General features: G+C 50.1%; 17 protein-coding genes, 1 tRNA gene and 3 rRNA genes. 7 read left to right on the plus strand and 14 right to left on the minus strand.

The annotated features are described in order from the left end of the window. The 3 genes from dtd to typA form a co-directional block, all read right to left on the minus strand. A complete protein-coding gene (gene dtd / locus I2D83_RS21850) occupies positions 1-438 on the minus strand; it encodes a D-aminoacyl-tRNA deacylase (protein ID WP_015842298.1) in 438 nt (145 codons plus the stop codon). A gap of 64 nt (positions 439-502) precedes the next feature. Further along, a complete protein-coding gene (gene yihX / locus I2D83_RS21855) occupies positions 503-1,114 on the minus strand; it encodes a glucose-1-phosphatase (protein ID WP_180778761.1) in 612 nt (203 codons plus the stop codon). 161 nt (positions 1,115-1,275) lie between these two features. After that, entirely contained in the window at positions 1,276-3,099 is a 1,824-nt protein-coding gene (gene typA / locus I2D83_RS21860) for a ribosome-dependent GTPase TypA (protein WP_010281652.1), read from the minus strand. A 369-nt stretch (positions 3,100-3,468) separates the two neighbouring features. Between typA and glnA the strand changes: the two genes are divergently transcribed. From glnA to I2D83_RS21880, 4 genes are all read left to right on the plus strand, one after another. Then, entirely contained in the window at positions 3,469-4,878 is a 1,410-nt protein-coding gene (gene glnA, locus I2D83_RS21865; RefSeq protein WP_015842300.1) for a glutamate--ammonia ligase, read from the plus strand. A gap of 201 nt (positions 4,879-5,079) precedes the next feature. Next, complete coding sequence (gene glnL, locus I2D83_RS21870; RefSeq protein WP_005968247.1) at positions 5,080-6,129, plus strand: nitrogen regulation protein NR(II); 1,050 nt, start codon at positions 5,080-5,082, stop codon at positions 6,127-6,129. Between the two features lie 8 nt (positions 6,130-6,137). Then, positions 6,138-7,550, plus strand: coding sequence for a nitrogen regulation protein NR(I) (gene glnG / locus I2D83_RS21875; protein WP_010281648.1), 1,413 nt, complete (start codon positions 6,138-6,140; stop codon positions 7,548-7,550). 143 nt (positions 7,551-7,693) lie between these two features. Next, positions 7,694-7,816, plus strand: coding sequence for a YshB family small membrane protein (locus I2D83_RS21880; protein ID WP_015842303.1), 123 nt, complete (start codon positions 7,694-7,696; stop codon positions 7,814-7,816). A 57-nt stretch (positions 7,817-7,873) separates the two neighbouring features. On the opposite strand, the gene hemN is transcribed toward I2D83_RS21880, so the two are convergent. Next, positions 7,874-9,247, minus strand: a complete 1,374-nt coding sequence (hemN, locus tag I2D83_RS21885) for an oxygen-independent coproporphyrinogen III oxidase (RefSeq protein ID WP_205947298.1) — start codon at positions 9,245-9,247, stop codon at positions 7,874-7,876. Between the two features lie 320 nt (positions 9,248-9,567). Further along, positions 9,568-10,122, minus strand: a complete 555-nt coding sequence (gene yihI / locus I2D83_RS21890) for a Der GTPase-activating protein YihI (protein ID WP_205947299.1) — start codon at positions 10,120-10,122, stop codon at positions 9,568-9,570. Between the two features lie 203 nt (positions 10,123-10,325). On the opposite strand from yihI, the gene yihA reads away from it, so the two are divergent. Further along, the gene (gene yihA, locus I2D83_RS21895; protein ID WP_015842306.1) at positions 10,326-10,961 is read left to right on the plus strand and encodes a ribosome biogenesis GTP-binding protein YihA/YsxC; all 636 of its coding nucleotides are present in this window, start codon (positions 10,326-10,328) and stop codon (positions 10,959-10,961) included. 204 nt (positions 10,962-11,165) lie between these two features. Here yihA and spfP read toward each other — a convergent pair whose 3' ends face one another. The 5 genes from spfP to I2D83_RS21915 form a co-directional block, all read right to left on the minus strand. Further along, positions 11,166-11,213: a small protein SpfP gene (gene spfP / locus I2D83_RS22620; protein ID WP_071892919.1), complete on the minus strand. Its 48-nt coding sequence runs from the start codon at positions 11,211-11,213 to the stop codon at positions 11,166-11,168. Positions 11,214-11,375: 162 nt separating this feature from the next. Then, positions 11,376-14,165 carry a DNA polymerase I gene (gene polA, locus I2D83_RS21900; RefSeq protein ID WP_181845559.1) on the minus strand — a complete coding sequence of 930 codons (2,790 nt, stop codon included), beginning with the start codon at positions 14,163-14,165 and terminating at the stop codon, positions 11,376-11,378. A gap of 376 nt (positions 14,166-14,541) precedes the next feature. Further along, positions 14,542-15,165: a thiol:disulfide interchange protein DsbA gene (gene dsbA, locus I2D83_RS21905; RefSeq protein ID WP_015842308.1), complete on the minus strand. Its 624-nt coding sequence runs from the start codon at positions 15,163-15,165 to the stop codon at positions 14,542-14,544. Between the two features lie 24 nt (positions 15,166-15,189). Beyond that, positions 15,190-16,176, minus strand: coding sequence for a serine/threonine protein kinase (locus tag I2D83_RS21910; RefSeq protein ID WP_205947300.1), 987 nt, complete (start codon positions 16,174-16,176; stop codon positions 15,190-15,192). Positions 16,177-16,254: 78 nt separating this feature from the next. Beyond that, positions 16,255-16,524 (minus strand): YihD family protein, encoded by a 270-nt coding sequence (locus tag I2D83_RS21915; RefSeq protein ID WP_005968263.1) that lies wholly within the window; start codon positions 16,522-16,524, stop codon positions 16,255-16,257. A 213-nt stretch (positions 16,525-16,737) separates the two neighbouring features. On the opposite strand from I2D83_RS21915, the gene mobA reads away from it, so the two are divergent. After that, on the plus strand, positions 16,738-17,316 hold the full coding sequence (gene mobA, locus I2D83_RS21920) for a molybdenum cofactor guanylyltransferase MobA (RefSeq protein ID WP_181845560.1): 579 nt from the start codon (positions 16,738-16,740) through the stop codon (positions 17,314-17,316). Then, positions 17,306-17,827, plus strand: coding sequence for a molybdopterin-guanine dinucleotide biosynthesis protein MobB (gene mobB / locus I2D83_RS21925; RefSeq protein WP_205947301.1), 522 nt, complete (start codon positions 17,306-17,308; stop codon positions 17,825-17,827). Before mobA ends, mobB begins: the two co-directional genes overlap by 11 nt. Before the next feature lie 109 nt (positions 17,828-17,936). On the opposite strand, the gene rrf is transcribed toward mobB, so the two are convergent. The 4 genes from rrf to I2D83_RS21945 form a co-directional block, all read right to left on the minus strand. Next, a 5S ribosomal RNA gene (rrf, locus tag I2D83_RS21930) occupies positions 17,937-18,052 on the minus strand. A 135-nt stretch (positions 18,053-18,187) separates the two neighbouring features. Continuing rightward, positions 18,188-21,094: ribosomal RNA gene (locus tag I2D83_RS21935) — 23S ribosomal RNA — on the minus strand. Positions 21,095-21,353: 259 nt separating this feature from the next. After that, positions 21,354-21,429: transfer RNA gene (locus tag I2D83_RS21940), tRNA-Glu, on the minus strand. Between the two features lie 86 nt (positions 21,430-21,515). After that, positions 21,516-23,057: ribosomal RNA gene (locus I2D83_RS21945) — 16S ribosomal RNA — on the minus strand. The 16S, 23S and 5S rRNA genes sit together here with 1 tRNA gene alongside, the layout of an rRNA operon. Positions 23,058-23,311: the final 254 nt, after the last annotated feature.

The raw sequence follows: 23,311 nt of genomic DNA on the forward strand, positions 1-23,311 counted from the left end.
TTATGTCTGTAGCCAAAACGTCACCGGGCCGTCATTCACCAATGCCACTTTCATATCTGCCGCAAACTGCCCCGTTTCCGTGTGAACGCCTTGCTCACGACACTGTCCGACAAAATACTGATAGAGGCGATCGGCCTCCGAGGGATGTGCACCGCGAGAAAACCCAGGCCGCATGCCACGCTGCGTATCGGCCACCAGCGTAAACTGCGAAACCACCAGCACATTGCCGCCAGCCTGACGAACATTGAGATTCATTTTCCCGTCATCGTCACCGAATATGCGGTAGCCCAACACGCGCTCACAGAGTCGCGTGGCTTTTTGTTCGTCATCGCCCTGCTCAACGCCCAGCAAGATCAGCAAACCTTTATCGATCTCCCCAATGACCTTGCCTTCCACCGTAACGCTGGCGCTGGAAACCCGCTGAATTAGCGCAATCATAAAACCCAACAACTCCTGATGTCGTCATTCCCAATAGGGGCTGTGTCCGCCCCTGCGATATAAATCATGCTTTAGCTGTCGCCGCCTGCATAGCAAAAAAATCCGGCACCACCTGACGATCGGTCACCAGAATGCTGTGAATGCCCAAACTCTGTGCAGCATCGACGTTCGCGGCATTATCGTCAAAAAAGACAGCCTGCGCTGGCGTAACGCCTTCCTGCGTCAGGACATACTGATAAATCGCCAATTCCGGCTTACGCAATCCAATATCTTGCGACAGATAGACCCTGTCAGCCGTTGCCCCCACTTCCGGGAATAACACCGGCCAGTGTGAACAATGAAGGCGGTTGGTGTTCGACAGAATCACCACGCGGTGCCCTTCCTGACGCAGGCGCTGCATGATGTCGATAACCTCGGGACGCAACGCGACAAAGATAGCCTGCCAGCCTGCGGTGAATTGCTCGAAGCTCAGGGCGATACCCATTTCCTGACACAGTCTGGTCGCAAATTCTTCATCGCTGATCTCACCCCGCTCATGCTGTTCAAACGCCTCGCCCATAACGAAACGTTCTTGCAACGTCGCGAGCGGCGCGCTACTCAGATTACTCCAGACGCCTAATACTCTTTTGAAATCAATATCGATGACGACATTACCCAAATCAAAGATATACAGCATGGCAGCCACCTCCTGACGTAATCGTAGGATTTTCACTGTAGCGGGAAATGGAGAAACTGAACAGGGTGGAAATATAAGGAAAGGTTAAAGTGGAAGAAAGTGCATAAAATTCAGGGCACCCGAAGGTGCCCTGTTGCGTAACCATACAAATCTGTCTGAAATTAGACGTCTTTGCTGCCGCGGCTAGCGCGTTTACGATCGTTTTCGGTCAGGTGACGTTTACGAATACGGATAGACTGTGGCGTAACTTCAACCAGTTCGTCGTCATCAATGAACTCCAGCGCTTGTTCCAGAGACATTTTGATCGCCGGAACCAGCGTGGTTGCTTCGTCAGTACCTGATGCACGCATGTTGGTCAGTTTCTTACCGGTCAGACAGTTTACTGTCAGATCGTTAGAACGTGAGTGAATACCAATGATTTGGCCTTCATACACTTCTGCACCGTGTCCGAGGAACAGCTTACCGCGATCCTGCAGGCTGAACAGCGCAAACGCGACGGCTTTACCCTGACCGTTAGAGATCAGTACGCCGTTCTGACGCTGGCCGATTTCACCCGGACGCACATCATCGTAGTGGCTGAACGTGGAGTACAGCAGACCTGTACCAGACGTCATGGTCATGAATTCGGTACGGAAACCGATCAGACCACGAGCTGGGATCAGGTAATCCAGACGGATACGACCTTTACCATCTGGAATCATGTCTTTCACATCACCTTTACGCTCACCCATGGCTTGCATGACTGAACCCTGGTGCTGTTCTTCGATGTCCAGCGTCACGTTTTCAAACGGCTCTTGGTTACGGCCATCGATAACGCGGTTAATAACTTTCGGACGTGACACGGCCAGTTCAAAGCCTTCACGACGCATGTTTTCGATCAGAACCGACAGGTGCAATTCACCACGGCCAGAAACGCGGAACGCATCGGCATCTTCGGTTTCGTCAACGCGCAGGGCAACGTTGTGCACCAGCTCTTTGTTCAGACGCTCCAGAATCTGGCGCGACGTAACATACTTACCTTCTTTACCACAGAACGGTGAAGTGTTGACGTTGAAGAACATGGTAACTGTAGGTTCATCGACGCTCAGTGCTGGCAGCGCTTCGACATTCTGCGGATCGCAGATGGTGTCGGAAATGTTCAGCTCGCCCAGACCGGTGATCGCGATGATATCGCCTGCTTCCGCTTCGGTTGCGTCAATACGCTCCAGACCCAGGTGAGTCAGAACTTTACCGACTTTACCGTTACGGGTTTTGCCTTCGCTATCAACAATAGTCACTTGTTGGTTAGGCTTCACTTTACCGCGCTTGATACGGCCGATACCGATAACGCCAACATAGTTGTTGTAGTCCAGCTGAGAGATCTGCATCTGGAACGGCGCATTCATCTCAACCTGAGGCGGAGACACGTGATCGACAATCGCCTGATACAGCGGGGTCATATCTTCCGCCATGTCGGTATGGTCAAGACCCGCGATACCATTCAGCGCAGAAGCATAAATGATCGGGAAATCCAGCTGTTCGTCAGTCGCATCCAGGTTCACGAACAGGTCGAATACCTGATCGACAACCCAGTCAGGACGCGCGCCAGGACGGTCAACTTTGTTGATAACCACAATCGGCTTCAGACCGTTGGCAAATGCTTTTTTGGTCACGAAACGCGTTTGCGGCATCGGGCCATCCATCGCATCAACAACCAGCAGTACCGAGTCAACCATCGACATTACACGCTCAACCTCGCCGCCGAAGTCGGCGTGTCCCGGGGTATCTACGATGTTAATGCGGTAGTCTTTCCAATTAATGGCGGTATTTTTTGCGAGGATGGTAATTCCACGCTCTTTCTCCAAATCGTTGGAGTCCATTACACGCTCGGTTGCTTCGACACGTTCACCGAACGTTCCGGATTGTTGCAACAGCTTGTCGACCAGGGTGGTTTTCCCATGGTCAACGTGCGCAATAATGGCGATGTTACGCAAATTTTCGATCACAGCTTTGCCTCAGGCATTTAGAAATAGCGCGCTATTGTACACGTATTAATCGAGGGACTAAACAAGATCACAAGCATCTATGATAAACAACCTAGAGCTGCCTGCTTTGTGATCCCTTTCACGGTGCAAAAGCGCTACAAGCGAACACGAATGCACTAAATAAGTGCAATAATTCACACATGAAGCACCATTTTGGTGCTTTAGACTATAATGGTGCAGTGGATTTCTATGAGAAAGTCCCAAGTAGCAACACATTGCACACATTTAAAAAGTTGGCACACTTTTAGCTTTAGTCTACTCACGGCAACAACATCAATCCACAACGATATTCGTTCCACGACGATAAATGACCAATCGGGAGAACCAAGTATGTCCGCAGAACATGTTTTGACGATGCTGAATGAGCACGAAGTGAAGTTTGTTGATTTACGCTTCACGGATACTAAAGGTAAAGAGCAGCACGTCACCATTCCGGCTCATCAAGTCAATGCCGACTTCTTCGAAGAAGGTAAAATGTTTGATGGTTCCTCGATTGGCGGCTGGAAAGGTATTAACGAGTCAGACATGGTTCTGATGCCAGATGCCAGCACCGCGATGATCGATCCGTTCTTCGAAGATTCCACGCTGATCATTCGTTGTGACATCCTTGAGCCAGGCACCATGCAGGGCTACGATCGTGACCCACGTTCTATCGCAAAACGTGCGGAAGATTTCCTGCGTTCTTCCGGCATTGCCGATACCGTCCTGTTCGGGCCAGAGCCAGAATTCTTCCTGTTCGATGACATTCGTTTCGGCAGCAGCACTTCTGGTTCTCACGTTGCTATCGACGACGTCGAAGCTTACTGGAACTCCGGTAAAGAATACGAAGGCGGTAACAAAGGTCACCGTCCAGGTCTGAAAGGCGGCTACTTCCCAGTTCCACCAGTCGATTCATCACAGGACATCCGTTCTGCTATGTGTCTGACCATGGAGCAAATGGGTCTGGTTGTTGAAGCTCACCACCACGAAGTGGCAACTGCTGGTCAGAACGAAGTGGCTACCCGCTTCAACACTATGACCAAAAAAGCGGACGAAATTCAGATCTACAAATATGTCGTGCATAACGTAGCTCACGCTTACGGTAAAACCGCGACCTTCATGCCAAAACCTATGTTCGGTGATAACGGTTCTGGTATGCACTGCCACATGTCTCTGTCTAAAGACGGTACTAACCTGTTCGCTGGCGACAAATACGGCGGCCTGTCTGAACTGGCTCTGTTCTACATCGGCGGTGTTATCAAGCACGCTAAAGCCATCAACGCCCTGGCGAACCCGACCACCAACTCTTACAAGCGTCTGGTCCCTGGCTACGAAGCCCCAGTTATGCTGGCTTACTCTGCCCGTAACCGTTCTGCTTCAATCCGTATCCCGGTTGTTGCCAGCCCGAAAGCACGTCGTATTGAAGCGCGCTTCCCGGATCCAGCAGCTAACCCATACCTGTGCTTCGCTGCACTGCTGATGGCTGGCCTCGACGGCATCATCAACAAAATCCACCCTGGCGATGCTATGGACAAAAACCTGTACGACCTGCCGCCAGAAGAAGAAGCAGAGATTCCAAAAGTTGCAGGTTCTCTGGACGAGGCCCTGGCTGCACTGAACGAAGACCGCGAGTTCCTGACCCGTGGTGGCGTGTTCACCGACGACGCTATCGAAGCGTATATCGAACTGCGTAAATCTGAGATTGACCGCGTTCGTATGACGCCGCACCCAGTTGAGTTCGAACTGTACTACAGCGTTTAATCTCTACCTCGGTGTGGTTGGGTGTGCTGATACCCGACCATCACCGATAAACAACAGAATACTAAGAAGTTTGTTCTTGTTGCCGTGGAAACGCTTCAGCCCATCTTCGGATGGGCTTTTTTCACCGCCGGCATTGGCCGTTGCGACGTAACATCCATCATCCACACTACAATGCACCATGCTGGTGCGGGAGTCTGCGTTATGGCAACAGGCACGCTGCCCGATGCTGGGCAGATCCTAAATTCCCTGATAAACAGCATCTTATTGCTGGATAACGATCTGGCTATTCACTATTCCAACCCGGCAGCACAGCAATTACTGGCACAAAGCTCGCGTAAATTATCTGGCACACCGCTGCCCGATTTGCTGGGATACTTTTCTCTGAATATCGATTTACTGCGTGAAAGTCTGGATTCAGGGCAAGGTTTTACGGATAACGAAGTCACTCTCGTCGTAGATGGTAAAGCGCACATCATGTCGCTCACCGCTCAGCGGGTACAAAACGATTTTATCCTACTGGAAATGGCGCCGATGGATAACCAGCGCCGTCTCAGTCAGGAACAGCTTCAACATGCACAACAGCAGGCTGCCCGTGATTTAGTCCGGGGTCTGGCGCATGAGATAAAAAATCCGCTTGGCGGATTACGCGGTGCCGCACAGTTGCTTGCTAAAGCCTTGCCCGATCCGGCATTGACAGAATATACCAAGGTCATCATCGAACAGGCGGACCGCCTGCGTAATTTGGTCGATCGCCTGCTCGGGCCTCAGCAGCCCGGCCTGCACGTCACCCAAAGTATCCATCAGGTCGCCGAACGCGTTTGTCAGCTCGTGTCACTGGAAAAGCCAGACAATGTAACGCTGGTGAAAGACTATGATCCCAGCCTGCCAGAGCTGACACACGACCCTGACCAGATTGAACAGGTACTGCTGAATATTACCCGCAATGCGCTACAGGCGCTGGGCGAGGAAGGCGGAACGATTACGATACGTACCCGCACGGCTTTTCAGCTTACATTACACGGCGTGCGCTATCGCCTCGCCGCACGTATTGACGTGGAAGATGACGGCCCCGGCGTACCGGCTCAACTTCAGGACACACTGTTTTACCCGATGGTGAGCGGGCGCGAAGGGGGAACCGGTTTAGGGCTTTCCATCGCCCGCAGTCTTATCGACCAGCACTCCGGTAAAATTGAATTTAACAGTTGGCCAGGACACACCGAATTCTCGGTTTACCTGCCCATTCGCCAGTGAGGTTCACAATGCAACGAGGGATAGTCTGGATTGTCGATGACGATAGCTCCATCCGTTGGGTGCTTGAGCGCGCGCTTGCTGGTGCGGGTTTAACCTGCGCAACGTTTGAGAACGGAAATCAGGTATTGCATGCGCTAGCAACACAAACGCCCGACGTTCTGCTGTCCGACATCCGCATGCCAGGGATGGATGGATTAGCGCTCTTACAGCAAATCAAACAGCGCCACCCGATGCTTCCGGTCATCATTATGACGGCGCATTCCGATTTGGATGCCGCCGTCAGTGCTTATCAACAGGGTGCGTTCGACTATTTGCCGAAGCCGTTCGATATTGATGAAGCCGTTGCGCTGGTTGAGCGCGCGATCAGCCATTATCTGGAACAGCAGCAGCCGGTACGCAGCCAACCGATCAATGGCCCGACAACAGATATTATCGGCGAAGCGCCCGCGATGCAGGATGTCTTTCGCATCATCGGCCGCCTGTCTCGCTCGTCAATCAGCGTGCTGATTAACGGCGAATCGGGAACCGGTAAAGAGCTGGTGGCACACGCCCTGCATCGCCACAGCCCGCGTACCAAAGCCCCTTTTATCGCGCTGAATATGGCCGCCATACCCAAAGATCTGATCGAATCAGAACTGTTCGGCCATGAAAAAGGCGCGTTTACGGGCGCCAACCAAATTCGTCAGGGCCGCTTTGAGCAGGCCGATGGTGGGACGTTGTTTCTGGATGAAATCGGCGACATGCCGCTAGACGTGCAAACACGTCTGTTGCGCGTATTGGCAGACGGACAGTTTTATCGCGTTGGCGGCTACGCGGCGGTGAAAGTGGATGTCCGCATTATCGCGGCAACGCACCAAAATCTTGAACAGCGCGTGCAGGAAGGCAAGTTCCGTGAGGATCTGTTTCACCGCCTGAACGTGATCCGGGTTCATCTACCGCCGCTGCGTGAACGCCGGGAAGATATCCCTCGTCTGGCACGTTATTTCTTACAGGCCACGGCCAAAGAGCTGGGCGTCGAGCCGAAGAATCTGCATCCAGAAGCGGAAACAGCGCTGACCCGTTTACCGTGGCCCGGCAACGTGCGCCAATTGGAAAATACCTGCCGCTGGTTGACGGTCATGGCCGCCGGTCAGGAAGTATTGATTCAGGATCTGCCGCCTGAACTGTTCGAGACCACAGCACCGGATTCCACCGTGCATATTCTGCCGGACAGTTGGGCTACGCTGTTAGCACAATGGGCCGATCGCGCGCTGCGTTCCGGTCATCAAAACCTGCTGGCGGAAGCACAGCCAGAAATGGAAAGGACGTTGCTGACGACAGCACTGCGACATACGCAGGGGCATAAACAGGAAGCGGCAAGATTGCTGGGATGGGGCAGAAATACCCTGACGCGTAAATTAAAAGAGCTGGGAATGGAGTAGCAAGATTGCTTTTTTATTGCTCAATTGTTAATAAACAAACTGGTGATAAAAAATACAATCTGGCGCACGAAATTGTCATTAATTTGTCCTTTACTTGCCTCGAGTCAGCAGTATGATCGTGTCGCTGATTCGGGAGGAATACCATGCTGGACTCATTGATTTCCGTAGCAACACACGGTGCTGAAATTGGCTCCGCGGCGAGCCACTCGCCGCAGGCTGCTATTGCCGCCGTTCTGTGTGCTGCACTGATTAACTTCTTTAGTTGATCATCGAAAAATTAGAGAACAGCCAGTCGGAGATAACATCGACTGGCTGTTTTTTATTTAAATCACGCGGGAAAATTGCTGCGTTCTGAGCTTGTTACGCAGGTAGACGTCAAAGCACATACAGATATTGCGGATCAGCAGACGCCCTTTCGGCGTCACCACCAGCCCGTCTTCCAGACTATCGACCAGCCCATCAGCCACCAGTGGAGCCAACAACACTAAATCCTGCTCAAAGTAGGTTTTAAAATCGATCGCATATTCTGCTTCAATCGGCGCATAGCTGAGCTGGAAATTACAGATTAACGTCTTAATCACATCGCGACGAAGGCAATCGTCACGCGTCAGCTGTAACCCGCGCCACAGGCCATTTCCTTTGTCTTTGACCTGCGCATAATACTGCTTCAGCTCCTTCTGGTTCTGAGCATAGCTATCACCGATCATACTAATCGCCGAAACGCCCATCCCAAGCAGATCGCTATCGCCCTGTGTCGTATAGCCTTGGAAATTGCGGTGCAGTTTCCCTTCTCGCTGTGCTACCGCCAGCTCATCGTCCGGGCGAGCAAAGTGATCCATACCGATAAACTGATAGCCCGATTGCGTCAGCGACCCAATCGTCTGTTGCAGAATATCCAGCTTTTGCTCCGCGCTCGGTAAATCCGCTTCTTTAATCTTGCGCTGTGCCGCGAACAGACTGGGTAGATGCGCATAGTTAAAAACGCTCAGCCGGTGCGGGCTTAATTCCGCAACGCGCTGTAGCGTAAAGGCGAAGCTTTCCGGCGTTTGCTTCGGCAGGCCATAAATCAAATCGATGTTAGTTGAAGTGAAGCCCAGCGCTTTTGCTCGCTCAATGAGGGCAAAAATAAAGTCTTCATCCTGCTCGCGATTAACCAGCTTCTGAACGTCTTTATTAAAATCCTGCACACCCATGCTCAGGCGATTAAACCCTTCGGCACGCAAATGATCGAGGACATCCAGCTCAATTTCTCGCGGATCGACTTCAAGCGACAGCTCAGCCAGCTCGGAAAAAGAGAACAGCTCGCGCAGCAGCGACATCAGTCGGCTGATTTGTACTTTATTCAGGTAAGTTGGCGTACCGCCGCCCCAATGTAACTGCGTCACCGTTCGTCCAGCGAATAGCGGCGCACGCTGGCGAATTTCCTGCTCCAGCACATCAAGATATTCATCCGCTTTATGCTGCTGACGCGTAACCAGCTTATTACAGCCACAGAAATAGCACAGCCGATGGCAAAAAGGGATGTGGATGTACAGCGACAGCGGTCGCTGAGGATAACGGGCGATGGCCTGCTGAAACGCTGGCTCATCGTAAGCTTCACTGAATTCTAACGCTGTGGGATAAGACGTATAACGCGGCCCGGAATAGTTATATTTTTGAATCAGGGCCAGATCCCAGTCAACGGACGGTATCGACATATTCGCTCACTCCTTCCAGTTTTTACTCGGTGGGTTATCCTTCCCCTCCTTTAGATCGCCGACAATGGCGTTCAAAAACGCTCCCGGCGTTTTGTTACTCGCCTCATCCTTGAGACTCGCCCTAAAGGGCCGTCACGTTGTGACGTTCAAAAACGCTCCCGGCGTTTTTGTCTGGGGCGTCGAACCTGATTTACGCGCCCGTTAAATAGGGCGCGGTGCAATCGGTGCTTACGCTTCGACAATAGCCATAGTTTACTGAACAGATAGAGCAGATAAAACGTAACCAGCAATATCAGGAACAGAAACAGCCATTTCATTGATTAGAACGCGTCTTTCGGGTTATTACGTTTCAAAAGCTGCAACATATCTTCCTGCGGCTCTTCTTCGTCATCATCACCTAGCTCAATGCCAAGCTCTTCCATCAGGATATCGATACGATCCAGCGTTTCATCTACCCATGATTGATCTTTGGCGCTCAGCGTTTCACCGCTATCTAGACGATCCAACAAGGCATCCAGACGTGAATCGTTTTCTAACATTTCCAGCTCTTCTTCCGGAGACATTGTCGGCTTGGCAGCAACGACGTTCTCCACAGGCGCAGAAGACTTCGACTTAGGCTTAGGTTTCGCAACAGCGCTATCTAACACGCCAAGCGGTACAGGCTTTTTACTACCAATACGCGGATCGGCGGCTTTACGCTGACCAGAACGCTGATCGGTAGACGCTTTTTCCTGAGTTCGGCTTCCCGCCACGTGACCACGATGCTTTTTATCTTTCTTCCGCTCACGCGCTTCACGCTCTAACTCTTCACGAGTCTTTCTTTTTACTTTGGGTTTTCCTGCCTTATCGGCAGCCCCTTTGACAGGTCGGTTCATAATGTTGTTCTCAGGTACACAGATATAAGGGAAGTGCGGCGGAATCTAGCAGAAAGCTGAGTAATAAAAAAGCGTACACATCAGACGGCTGAGCTTTTCTTTTCACATCAGTCTGCTGCACTTTAAGGCAGATAAACCCGCCTTTATTGTCAGTTACAGGTATAATCCCCAACCAGACAGAGATCCAGATAGAGATAACCATCGTGACCCAGCAATATAACTACCACATGACGCGTTTTATCATCAGCGCCCCGGATATTCGCCATCTGGCAACAGATAGCGGTATTGAAGTGGCCTTTGCTGGGCGCTCTAACGCCGGAAAATCCAGCGCGCTGAACACGCTGACCAACCAGAAGAACCTGGCTCGAACCAGTAAAACACCAGGCCGTACCCAGTTGATCAACCTGTTCGAGGTGACCGACGGCGTGCGTTTGGTCGATCTCCCCGGCTATGGCTATGCCGAAGTGCCGGAGCAAATGAAGATCAAATGGCAACGTGCGCTCGGTGAATACCTGCAAAAGCGCAACAGCCTGAAAGGCCTGGTTGTGCTAATGGATATTCGTCATCCGCTAAAAGATCTCGATCAGCAAATGATTCAGTGGGCAGTCGATGTCGAACTTCCAGTTTTAGTGCTGCTGACCAAAGCCGATAAGCTGGCTTCAGGTGCACGTAAGGCACAGTTGAATATGGTTCGCGAGGCTGTCTTGCCATTTATGGGTGATATTCAGGTCGAAGCGTTTTCATCACTGAAAAAACTCGGTGTCGATAAACTACGACAGAAGTTAGACAACTGGTTCAGCACGTTGGAACACGCTGAAGAAGAACAAGAAGCAGAATAATCCTTTCGCGTGGTGCTGAGAATCATCACTCGCATCACGCCCCTACGTTCCCGCAATGATCACCCACCAGAGGCGTTCTTTTCACACTCGAATTCGTGAAGACACCTTGCTACCCGTCACGTAGCTATCGCCGTTTTGAGGGTAAAAACCTGAATAAAGCCCATAAAAAACGCCCCGCTCAAAACTGAGCGGGGCGGCTAATATTCAGCCAAATCCGATTACGTGAAGTAAAAGGTCTGAAAGATAGAACATCTTACCTCTGTACCCTACGTCTTTAACTCTACCCTATTTTTTCACGGGAACAAAGGATTTTTTGTTGTTTACTTTCATAGAAAATGGTTATCGATTACACAAAGTTAAACCAGGTCACACAATACTGTTATTTAATTACAGAAATAGCACAAAAATCGGCCATTAATGTGCTTCATCCCAGTTCATGCCCGTACCAATGTCAACCTGCAACGGGACATTCAATTCCATGCAACCTTCCATTAATGCTTTGATTTTACTAATGGATTCTTCAATAACAGAATCATGGATCTCGAAAACCAGCTCATCGTGAACCTGCATGATCATTTTCACCTGCGGCGCGTCTTTCTGTAGCCAATCGTCAATCGCGATCATTGCTTTCTTAATAATGTCAGCAGCAGTGCCCTGCATCGGGGCGTTAATCGCCGCACGTTCCGCACCTTTACGCGCCATCGCATTACGAGAATGGATGTCTGGCAGGTAGAGACGGCGACCATCCAATGTAGACACATAGCCATGTTCCGCGGCCTGTTGGCGCGTGCGCTCCATGTAATCCTGCACGCCTGGATAGCGCTCAAAATACAGGTTCATGTATTTCTGCGATTCGCTACGGGGAATATTCAACTGACGCGACAGACCAAACGCGCTCATGCCGTAGATCAAACCAAAGTTGATCGCTTTCGCACTGCGACGCTGTTCTGATGTCACCTTATCCAGCGCGGTGCCAAACACTTCTGACGCCGTTGCCCGGTGGATATCTAGCCCGTTCGCAAACGCGTTCAACAGCCCTTTATCACCGGATAAGTGCGCCATGATACGCAGTTCGATTTGCGAGTAGTCCGCCGCTACAATGCTGTAGCCCTTCGGCGCAATGAATGCCTGACGAATACGACGCCCTTCGTCATTACGCACCGGGATGTTTTGCAGGTTAGGATCGCTGGAAGACAAACGCCCGGTCGCAGTGACAGCCTGGTGATAAGACGTATGCACACGCTTCGTCGCCGGATTGATCATCAGCGGTAACTTGTCAGTGTAAGTAGATTTCAGCTTGGCCAAGCCACGATATTCCAGAATCAGCTTTGGCAGAGGGTAATCCAGCGCCAGTTCAGCCAACACTTCTTCATTAGTTGACGGTGCACCTTTTGGCGTTTTCTTCAGAATCGGCAGCTTTTGCTTTTCATACAGAATACCCTGTAGCTGCTTGGTCGATGAGAGATTGAACTCTTCGCCCGCCAGCTCATACGCTTGTGTTTCCAGCTCCGCCAGACGGGTTGTCAGCTCTTTTGAATGCTCCGCCAGAATCGCAGGATCGATCAGCACGCCTGTACGCTCGATGCGGGATAAAACTGGCACCAGCGGCATATCGATAGTCTGGAAGACCTGACACAGGTCGGCATGCGGTTGCAGTTTCCCCCACAGCTTCTGATGCAGATGCAGCGTGACGTCCGCATCCTCGGCCGCATAAGGCCCAGCCTGTTCCAGTGCGATCTGATTAAACGTCAGCTGATTTTTCCCCTTACCCGCGATCTCTTCAAAGGTAATGGTTTTGTGGTTCAGATAGCGTTCGGCCAGACTATCCATATCGTGGCGACCCGCCACACTGTCGAGCACGTAGGATTCCAACATGGTATCAAACGCGATACCGCGCAAATCAATGTCGTACCGCTGCATCACGCCTTTATCAAATTTGAGATTCTGACCAATCTTAAGCAGCTTCTCATCTTCCAGTAGCGGCTTGAACAAGGCCAGTACCTTGGCGCGATCCAACTGTTCCGGCGCATCCAGATAGTCATGCGCTAATGGCAAATAAGCCGCTTCACCTGGCTTAATCGCAAATGACAAACCAATCAGATTGGCGGTGAGCGTATCCAGCCCGTCGGTTTCCGTATCAAAAGCGAAAACCTCAGCCTGTTTTAGACGCTCAATCCAATCGAGCAGCGTTTCTTCATCAAGAATCGTGACATAACCGTCGGCAGAAAGCGCTGGCGCGTTGCTCTCTTCAGCAACCTGCTCAACAACCACTTTGCTCACAGCCGGAACAGGCTGACTGCTTTTTTTACCTTCCAGCCAGGTACCGGATTCAACATCTGATAACCAGCGTTTAAATTCATAACGGGAAAAGAGACGATGCAGCTCATCCACGTCCGGTTCATTAACGGTAAGCTGCTCGCTGCTAAGATCCAACTCAACATCCGTTTTAATGGTGGCGAGCTGATAAGAGAGGTAGGCCACGTCTTTATGCTGTTCCAGCTTCGGCGCCATGGTTTTCGCACCACGGAAAGAGAGCTCGGCAATTTTATCCAGATTGGCATACAACGAATCCAGCCCACCAAGACCTTGCAATAGCGCCTGCGCCGTTTTTTCACCCACGCCGGGTACGCCGGGAATGTTATCCGACGCATCTCCCATCAGCGCAAGGAAATCGATAATCAGCTCTGGAGGAATACCGTATTTATCACACACTTCCTGTGGGCCAAGAATGCTGTTATTCATGGTATTAATGAGCGTCACACTTGGCGTCACCAGCTGTGCCATATCTTTATCGCCGGTACTGATCAGCACTGGCTTACCTGCTTTTTCCGCCTGAACAGCAAGCGTGCCGATCACATCATCCGCTTCTACACCGGAAACCGCCAAAAGCGGCAGCCCCATCGCTTTCACCATATTATGCAGAGGCTCTATCTGTTCGCGCAGATCCTCCGGCATAGGTGGGCGATGAGCCTTATAGTTTTCGAACAGCTCATCGCGAAACGTTTTCCCTTTCGCATCAAAAACAACGGCAACATGGCTGGGCTGATATTGCAGCAGCAAACTGCGTAGCATATTCAGTACGCCATACATTGCACCGGTGGCTTCTCCCGCGCTATTTGTTAACGGTGGAAAAGCGTGATAAGCACGATACAAATAGGATGAACCGTCTACCAGTATTAAAGGGTTTTCTGCAATCTGAGCCATAGCCTGCCGTGATCGTTGTTGTCTGTCATGGCGCTAAGCATGCCATAGGTCAGGGAAAGAGACGATCCTTAACGTAAGATATTGGCTGATTTTGCATGGATCTTCGCAAGATCTTCCTGTGGATAACTTTGTGAATAATTTTATCCCGTTAATTATTAATTTCTTCTGTTATCTTACGTCTTTTTTTTATATTCATTAATTTCATGTAGTTATAATATAAATTGTTTATTTTTGAGGCATGATAAACCGTCATCCAATTTGTGGATATAAACAAAGAGATAAATAGCTATTGAGGTTATGGAGATATAAAGATAAGAAGGTGAGCAGCGAAAAGGTATACAGTCATGCGGTTTTACCCGCATGACTTATTAAATAATTACTTCTTGGTAACGAGGAACTTCACTACCTCAGCGTACTGTTTTACATATCCGTCCATTGAACTGGTATCAAGACCATCATTCTTGATCATATATTTACCGTTAACGAACATGGCCGGAACGCCGCGTAATTGTAAATCTGCGGCCGCTTTTTCCTGCTGGGCAACCAGAGATTTCACAACAAAGCTATTCAGCGCACCATCAAACTCTTCCGCACTCACGCCGGCTTTAACAAAGACGTCGCGAATATCTTCCGGCTTTTGTACGGTCTGTGTTTTCTGAACCGCATCAAACATCAGAGGGGTAATTTTATCTTCTACACCCAGCGCCATGGCCACAGCCCAGGCTTGAGTCAGGTTTTTACCCAATGGGCCCAGGAAGTCCACGTGATAACGTGTCATCTTCGTCCCTTCTGGCAGCGCTTTTTTTACTGCATCTGGAACATGGTAAACCTGCTCAAATTGATAGCAGTGCGGGCAATAGAATGAGAAAAACTCGAGGACCTGAGGTTCTTGAGTCGCAGGTTTATCTAATTCTACATATTGTTTGCCGTCAGAAAACTCTGCAGCAGAAGCACTAAATGCCAGAACCATGCCAATCAGCGCAAGCCATAATCTTTTCATAAATTTCACTCTCTCCATTTAATTTCAGTACATTGGCATTAGCTGTAGAGGAGGCTCCTGCAACAGCTGAGTTTGCCCAATAAATATTGCCGTTTGCTTCAACCAAAAATCAGCATCCGTCATCCAGGGGAAATTTTTCGGAAAAGCGGGGTCTTCCCAGCGACGAGCAACCCAAGCCAGATAATAAATCTGTCGCATTGCACGAAGTGGTTCAATCAGCGCGAGTTCTTTCTCCTGAAATTCTGCAAATTCGCTATAGGCTTCGAGCAGGATATCCAATTGAATGCGTTGTTCACGGCGATCGCCATGCAACAACATCCATAAATCCTGTATTGCCGGACCATTACGGGCATCATCCAAGTCAACAAATAGCGGGCCATCACGCCACAAAATATTTCCAGGATGGCAATCCCCATGTAAACGCAGTGGTCGCCAGTCGTTGTGCCAATAAGTTTCAACTGTATCAATCAGTTGACGGGTTACCTGTAAAAAATCATGTCGATGTATTTGCGGTATGAGCGGACATGTCTCCAACAGCCGATAAGGTTCATGCAGATATTCATTTACCCCAATAGTTGGACGCTCGGTAAATAACGATTTTTGCCCCGTTTGATGAATCCTTCCGAGAAAACGGCCGACCCACTCTAGCTGGTCTTCATTATCCATTTCATACTGCCGACCACCTACGCTAGGGAATACGGCAAAATGAAATCCTTCGTAGACGTTCAGAGTCTGCCCATTAAGCAAAATGGGCGCGACAATAGGGACTTCATCTTCTGCTAATTGCTGGGCAAAAATATGCTCTTCCTGAATCTGTGCCGTACTCCACCGTTCAGGGCGATAAAATTTCACCACGAATCGTTTACGATCTTCATCCGCAAACTGATACACCCGATTTTCATAGCTGTTTAACGCCGTCAGGCCAGAATCAACACGCAGCCCAACATCCAGCAAGGCATCCATGATCAGATCAGGGAACAGCGTCTGGAAATTAAATACCGGACTATTCATCACAGCCACAACGGGTCAGAGACAACATAAAAGATACGCGTGCAATAGTTAGCATCATGAACGTGTTATTCCTTTCCACTAGTCTTTAATCACTCCCCGGGCACGAAGCAAAGCGGTCTTAAAATCCTCTTCATAGTCTTTCTTCAAACCGGGAATGACTTGTTCTTTATCTGCATCACGCATTTTTAGGTGGTAAATAAGGATATCATCAGTCAGTTCATTTAACTGCCCCTCGAACCCCGCCTCCTGTGCAAGGTTTTGTAAAAATTGCACCAGATTTAAATCGGGTTCTTTTTGCCAGGCTGGGTGCAGTAACTCAATCAACTCATTAACACGATGACATTTCATTTTTTTCTCCTTAAAAACGATTTGTACTCAATAAATTTCAATATGCAGAAAGCTACTTGATCGATATTGAGCATATAGTGATAAAAATAACAGCCTTGTGTACATGAGGAAAGAACTTGGTCTTCTACGAAAGTTTTCAGAGAATAGCGTGGAACTTATCCCTCAAAAACTTTCAGAATAAAGGAAAGTGGGTATAGATACTTGGAAAGTAAAATGATTACAGGCGTTATTCTTGCAGGCGGACGTGCAACGCGCATGGGTGGAAACGATAAGGGGCTGATAACACTGAACGGTCAGCCACTATACCAACACGTTCTCTCTCGGCTTAAAGCACAGGTCGACGAGGTTATTATCAGTGCCAACCGCAATCAGGCTATCTATGCACAAAGTGGATGCCAAATTATTGGCGACTTTGATACAAGCTTTCCTGGCCCGCTGGCAGGTATTCTAAGCGGGTTACATGCCTCTACGTCCGAATGGGTGGTATTCGTCCCCTGCGATGTACCAACTTTCCCTCTCGATCTAGTACACCGTTTGTGGCAAGCACGAGGGGAAGCAAATGCAGCTTATGCCACTGACGGAGAGCGCCCACATCCCACATTACTCTTAATCAATAAAAATCTTATTGAACCACTAGAAACCTACCTGCATGTCGGAAATCGTAAGCTGATGCTGTTTATGGAACAGGTTGGAGCAAAAGTCGTTTCATTTAACGATCAGCCTGAGGCCTTTCGTAATCTGAATTCACCTGAAGACTTATCCAATTGGGAGGATCAACGCGGTGCATTCTAATCATCTCCCATTACTTGCCGTTGCTGCTTATAGCGGTACAGGTAAAACAACATTACTTAAACACGTCATCCCTCTGCTGATTAATCATGGCGTTAGAATCGGATTAATTAAGCATACGCATCACCAAATGGATATTGATACGCCCGGCAAAGACAGCTATGAACTGCGTAAAGCGGGCGCGGCACAAACCATTGTTGCCAGCAATCAAAGATGGGCATTAATGACGGAGACCCCAGAACAGGAAGAACCCAATATTTACGAGTTGGTAGGGAAAATGGATGCCTCGACCCTCGATCTGATACTGGTTGAGGGCTTTAAACATGAAAAGATCGCTAAAATAGCCTTATTTCGCCAATCGTTGGGCAGAGAATTAAGTGACTTGATCGATGAATATGTTATCGCAATCGCAGCGGATACTGAGATAAACACTGTACTTCCGGTACTTGATATCAATCAGGCAGAGCAGGTTGCTAATTTTATTCACCAATGGCTTCAAAATGGCCGTCGATAACCTGTTTATCGGCGGTCTTTCGCCACGGGATACACGTAAAGAAATACTCTCCGCAACGCACACAGCAAAAAGCCCCTGTCTTCCGACAGGGGCTTTCCACTTGTTTGATGCCTGGCAGTTCCCTACTCTCACATGGGGAAACCCCACACTACCATCGGCGCTACGGCGTTTCACTTCTGAGTTCGGCATGGGGTCAGGTGGGACCACCGCGCTATCGCCGCCAGGCAAATTCTGTTTCATTCCGACCGTTACTTAACATGACCTTATTTCTTTGTCATCTCCGTAACCACCAGAACCAATCTTCGAACAAGCTGAATATCGTTCTCTATGAGTCATCTCACAAAACACCTTCGGTGTTGTAAGGTTAAGCCTCTCGGGTCATTAGTACTGGTTAGCTCAACGTATCGCTACGCTTACACACCCAGCCTATCTACGTCGTCGTCTTCAACGGCCCTTCAGGGACATCTAGTGTCCAGGGAAGACTCATCTCGAGGCAAGTTTCCCGCTTAGATGCTTTCAGCGGTTATCTCTTCCGCACTTAGCTACCGGGCAATGCAATTGGCATCACAACCCGTACACCAGTGGTGCGTTCACTCCGGTCCTCTCGTACTAGGAGCAACCCCTCTCAATCTTCCAACGCCCACGGCAGATAGGGACCGAACTGTCTCACGACGTTCTAAACCCAGCTCGCGTACCACTTTAAATGGCGAACAGCCATACCCTTGGGACCTACTTCAGCCCCAGGATGTGATGAGCCGACATCGAGGTGCCAAACACCGCCGTCGATATGAACTCTTGGGCGGTATCAGCCTGTTATCCCCGGAGTACCTTTTATCCGTTGAGCGATGGCCCTTCCATTCAGAACCACCGGATCACTAAGACCTGCTTTCGCACCTGCTCGAGCTGTCACTCTCGCAGTCAAGCTAGCTTATGCCTTTGCACTAACCTCCTGATGTCCGACCAGGATTAGCTAACCTTCGTGCTCCTCCGTTACGCTTTGGGAGGAGACCGCCCCAGTCAAACTACCCACCAGACACTGTCCGCAACCCGGATTACGGGTCTACGTTAGAACATCAAACATTAAAGGGTGGTATTTCAAGGTTGGCTCCATGCAGACTGGCGTCCACACTTCAAAGCCTCCCACCTATCCTACACATCAAGGCTCAAGGTTCAGTGTCAAGCTATAGTAAAGGTTCACGGGGTCTTTCCGTCTTGCCGCGGGTACACTGCATCTTCACAGCGAGTTCAATTTCACTGAGTCTCGGGTGGAGACAGCCTGGCCATCATTACGCCATTCGTGCAGGTCGGAACTTACCCGACAAGGAATTTCGCTACCTTAGGACCGTTATAGTTACGGCCGCCGTTTACCGGGGCTTCGATCAAGAGCTTCGCCTTGCGGCTGACCCCATCAATTAACCTTCCGGCACCGGGCAGGCGTCACACCGTATACGTCCACTTTCGTGTTTGCACAGTGCTGTGTTTTTATTAAACAGTTGCAGCCAGCTGGTATCTTCGACTGATTTCAGCTCCATGAGCAAGTCACTTCACTTACCATCAGCGTGCCTTCTCCCGAAGTTACGGCACCATTTTGCCTAGTTCCTTCACCCGAGTTCTCTCAAGCGCCTGAGTATTCTCTACCTGACCACCTGTGTCGGTTTGGGGTACGATTCGGTGTTACCTGGAGCTTAGAGGCTTTTCCTGGAAGCGTAGCATCAGTTACTTCATCACCGTAGTGACTCGTCATCACGCCTCAGTGTTAACGATGACCCGGATTTACCAAAGTCACCCACCTTCACGCTTAAACCGGGACAACCGTCGCCCGGATAACCTAGCTTTCTCCGTCCCCCCTTCGCAGTAACACCCAGTACAGGAATATTAACCTGTTTCCCATCGACTACGCTTTTCAGCCTCGCCTTAGGGGTCGACTCACCCTGCCCCGATTAACGTTGGACAGGAACCCTTGGTCTTCCGGCGTGCGGGTTTTTCACCCGCATTATCGTTACTTATGTCAGCATTCGCACTTCTGATACCTCCAGCAACCCTCACAGGCCACCTTCGCAGGCTTACAGAACGCTCCCCTACCCAACAACACTAAGTGTCGCTGCCGCAGCTTCGGTGCATGGTTTAGCCCCGTTACATCTTCCGCGCAGGCCGACTCGACCAGTGAGCTATTACGCTTTCTTTAAATGATGGCTGCTTCTAAGCCAACATCCTGGCTGTCTATGCCTTCCCACATCGTTTCCCACTTAACCATGACTTTGGGACCTTAGCTGGCGGTCTGGGTTGTTTCCCTCTTCACGACGAACGTTAGCACCCGCCGTGTGTCTCCCGTGATAACATTCTTCGGTATTCGTAGTTTGCATCGGGTTGGTAAGTCGGGATGACCCCCTAGCCGAAACAGTGCTCTACCCCCGAAGATGAATTCACGAGGCGCTACCTAAATAGCTTTCGGGGAGAACCAGCTATCTCCCGGTTTGATTGGCCTTTCACCCCCAGCCACAAGTCATCCGCTAATTTTTCAACATTAGTCGGTTCGGTCCTCCAGTTAGTGTTACCCAACCTTCAACCTGCCCATGGCTAGATCACCGGGTTTCGGGTCTATACCCTGCAACTTAACGCCCAGTTAAGACTCGGTTTCCCTGCGGCTCCCCTATTCGGTTAACCTTGCTACAGAATATAAGTCGCTGACCCATTATACAAAAGGTACGCAGTCACACCCCGAAGGATGCTCCCACTGCTTGTACGTACACGGTTTCAGGTTCTATTTCACTCCCCTCGCCGGGGTTCTTTTCGCCTTTCCCTCACGGTACTGGTTCACTATCGGTCAGTCAGGAGTATTTAGCCTTGGAGGATGGTCCCCCCATATTCAGACAGGATGTCACGTGTCCCGCCCTACTCATCGAACTCACAGCCTGTGCATTTTTGTGTACGGGACTATCACCCTTTACTGTGCGACTTTCCAGACGCTTCCACTAACACACAAACTGATTCAGGTTCTGGGCTCTTCCCCGTTCGCTCGCCGCTACTGGGGGAATCTCGGTTGATTTCTTTTCCTCGGGGTACTGAGATGTTTCAGTTCCCCCGGTTCGCCTCATTACGCTATGGATTCACATAATGATAGTGTGTCGAAACACACTGGGTTTCCCCATTCGGGTATCGTCGGGTATAACGCTTCATATCAGCTTACCGACGCTTATCGCAGATTAGCACGCCCTTCATCGCCTCTGACTGCCTAGGCATCCACCGTGTACGCTTAGTCGCTTAACCTCACAACCCGAAGGTGTCTTTGATAAATCAAAGTCACTGTCGCGCTGCGATTATTTGAGAGACTCATTGACAGACTGCATCGTCATCGACACCCGAAGGTATCAACGCACGTTCAGCTGTCATGTTTCAATTTTCAGCTTGTTCCAGATTGTTAAAGAGCAATATCTTAAACCCTGACTATTACTAATCAGTTTTAAGATATGAGGTAAGTGGTTGACTTACTGAAGACCCCCGCTTTCACCGGAATGGTCGGATGCGCTGGCGTCCCCTAGGGGATTCGAACCCCTGTTACCGCCGTGAAAGGGCGGTGTCCTAGGCCTCTAGACGAAGGGGACACGACACCGTACTTTGTTGACGCTTTTGCTCATTATTTTCATCAGACAATCTGTGTGAGCACTTCACTCAACGCACATCTTCTTGGTAAGGAGGTGATCCAACCGCAGGTTCCCCTACGGTTACCTTGTTACGACTTCACCCCAGTCATGAATCACAAAGTGGTAAGCGCCCTCCCGAAGGTTAAGCTACCTACTTCTTTTGCAACCCACTCCCATGGTGTGACGGGCGGTGTGTACAAGGCCCGGGAACGTATTCACCGTAGCATTCTGATCTACGATTACTAGCGATTCCGACTTCATGGAGTCGAGTTGCAGACTCCAATCCGGACTACGACGTACTTTATGAGGTCCGCTTGCTCTCGCGAGGTCGCTTCTCTTTGTATACGCCATTGTAGCACGTGTGTAGCCCTACTCGTAAGGGCCATGATGACTTGACGTCATCCCCACCTTCCTCCAGTTTATCACTGGCAGTCTCCTTTGAGTTCCCGGCCGAACCGCTGGCAACAAAGGATAAGGGTTGCGCTCGTTGCGGGACTTAACCCAACATTTCACAACACGAGCTGACGACAGCCATGCAGCACCTGTCTCACAGTTCCCGAAGGCACTAAGGTATCTCTACCGAATTCTGTGGATGTCAAGAGTAGGTAAGGTTCTTCGCGTTGCATCGAATTAAACCACATGCTCCACCGCTTGTGCGGGCCCCCGTCAATTCATTTGAGTTTTAACCTTGCGGCCGTACTCCCCAGGCGGTCGATTTAACGCGTTAGCTCCGGAAGCCACGCCTCAAGGGCACAACCTCCAAATCGACATCGTTTACAGCGTGGACTACCAGGGTATCTAATCCTGTTTGCTCCCCACGCTTTCGCACCTGAGCGTCAGTCTTTGTCCAGGGGGCCGCCTTCGCCACCGGTATTCCTCCAGATCTCTACGCATTTCACCGCTACACCTGGAATTCTACCCCCCTCTACAAGACTCTAGCTTGCCAGTTTCAAATGCAGTTCCCAAGTTAAGCTCGGGGATTTCACATCTGACTTAACAAACCGCCTGCGTGCGCTTTACGCCCAGTCATTCCGATTAACGCTTGCACCCTCCGTATTACCGCGGCTGCTGGCACGGAGTTAGCCGGTGCTTCTTCTGCGGGTAACGTCAATCGGTGAGAGTATTAATCTCACCGCCTTCCTCCCCGCTGAAAGTGCTTTACAACCCGAAGGCCTTCTTCACACACGCGGCATGGCTGCATCAGGCTTGCGCCCATTGTGCAATATTCCCCACTGCTGCCTCCCGTAGGAGTCTGGACCGTGTCTCAGTTCCAGTGTGGCTGGTCATCCTCTCAGACCAGCTAGGGATCGTCGCCTAGGTGAGCCATTACCTCACCTACTAGCTAATCCCATCTGGGCACATCTGATGGCAAGAGGCCCGAAGGTCCCCCTCTTTGGTCCGAAGACGTTATGCGGTATTAGCTACCGTTTCCAGTAGTTATCCCCCTCCATCAGGCAGTTTCCCAGACATTACTCACCCGTCCGCCGCTCGTCACCCGAAGAGCAAGCTCTTCTGTGCTACCGCTCGACTTGCATGTGTTAGGCCTGCCGCCAGCGTTCAATCTGAGCCATGATCAAACTCTTCAATTTAAGATTTGTTTGATTTGCTGAACTCGTCAGCGATGCTCAAAGAATTAAAACTGTTTATTCGTAATGAATTTACTGTTGTTCACTCTTCAAGACTTTTCATATCGTTAAGATACGGTCTTGTGAGTGCCCACACAGATTGTCTGATTAAATTGTTAAAGAGCAGTACCACATCTTCCGTGGCGCGGGCCGCATATATTATGCTTTTCCGCTGTGAAGTCAAGTCATTACTGACCGCCTTCGTTGAATCTTTTTCT

Source organism: Pectobacterium aroidearum (assembly GCF_015689195.1).
Classification (GTDB): Bacteria; Pseudomonadota; Gammaproteobacteria; order Enterobacterales; family Enterobacteriaceae; genus Pectobacterium; species Pectobacterium aroidearum.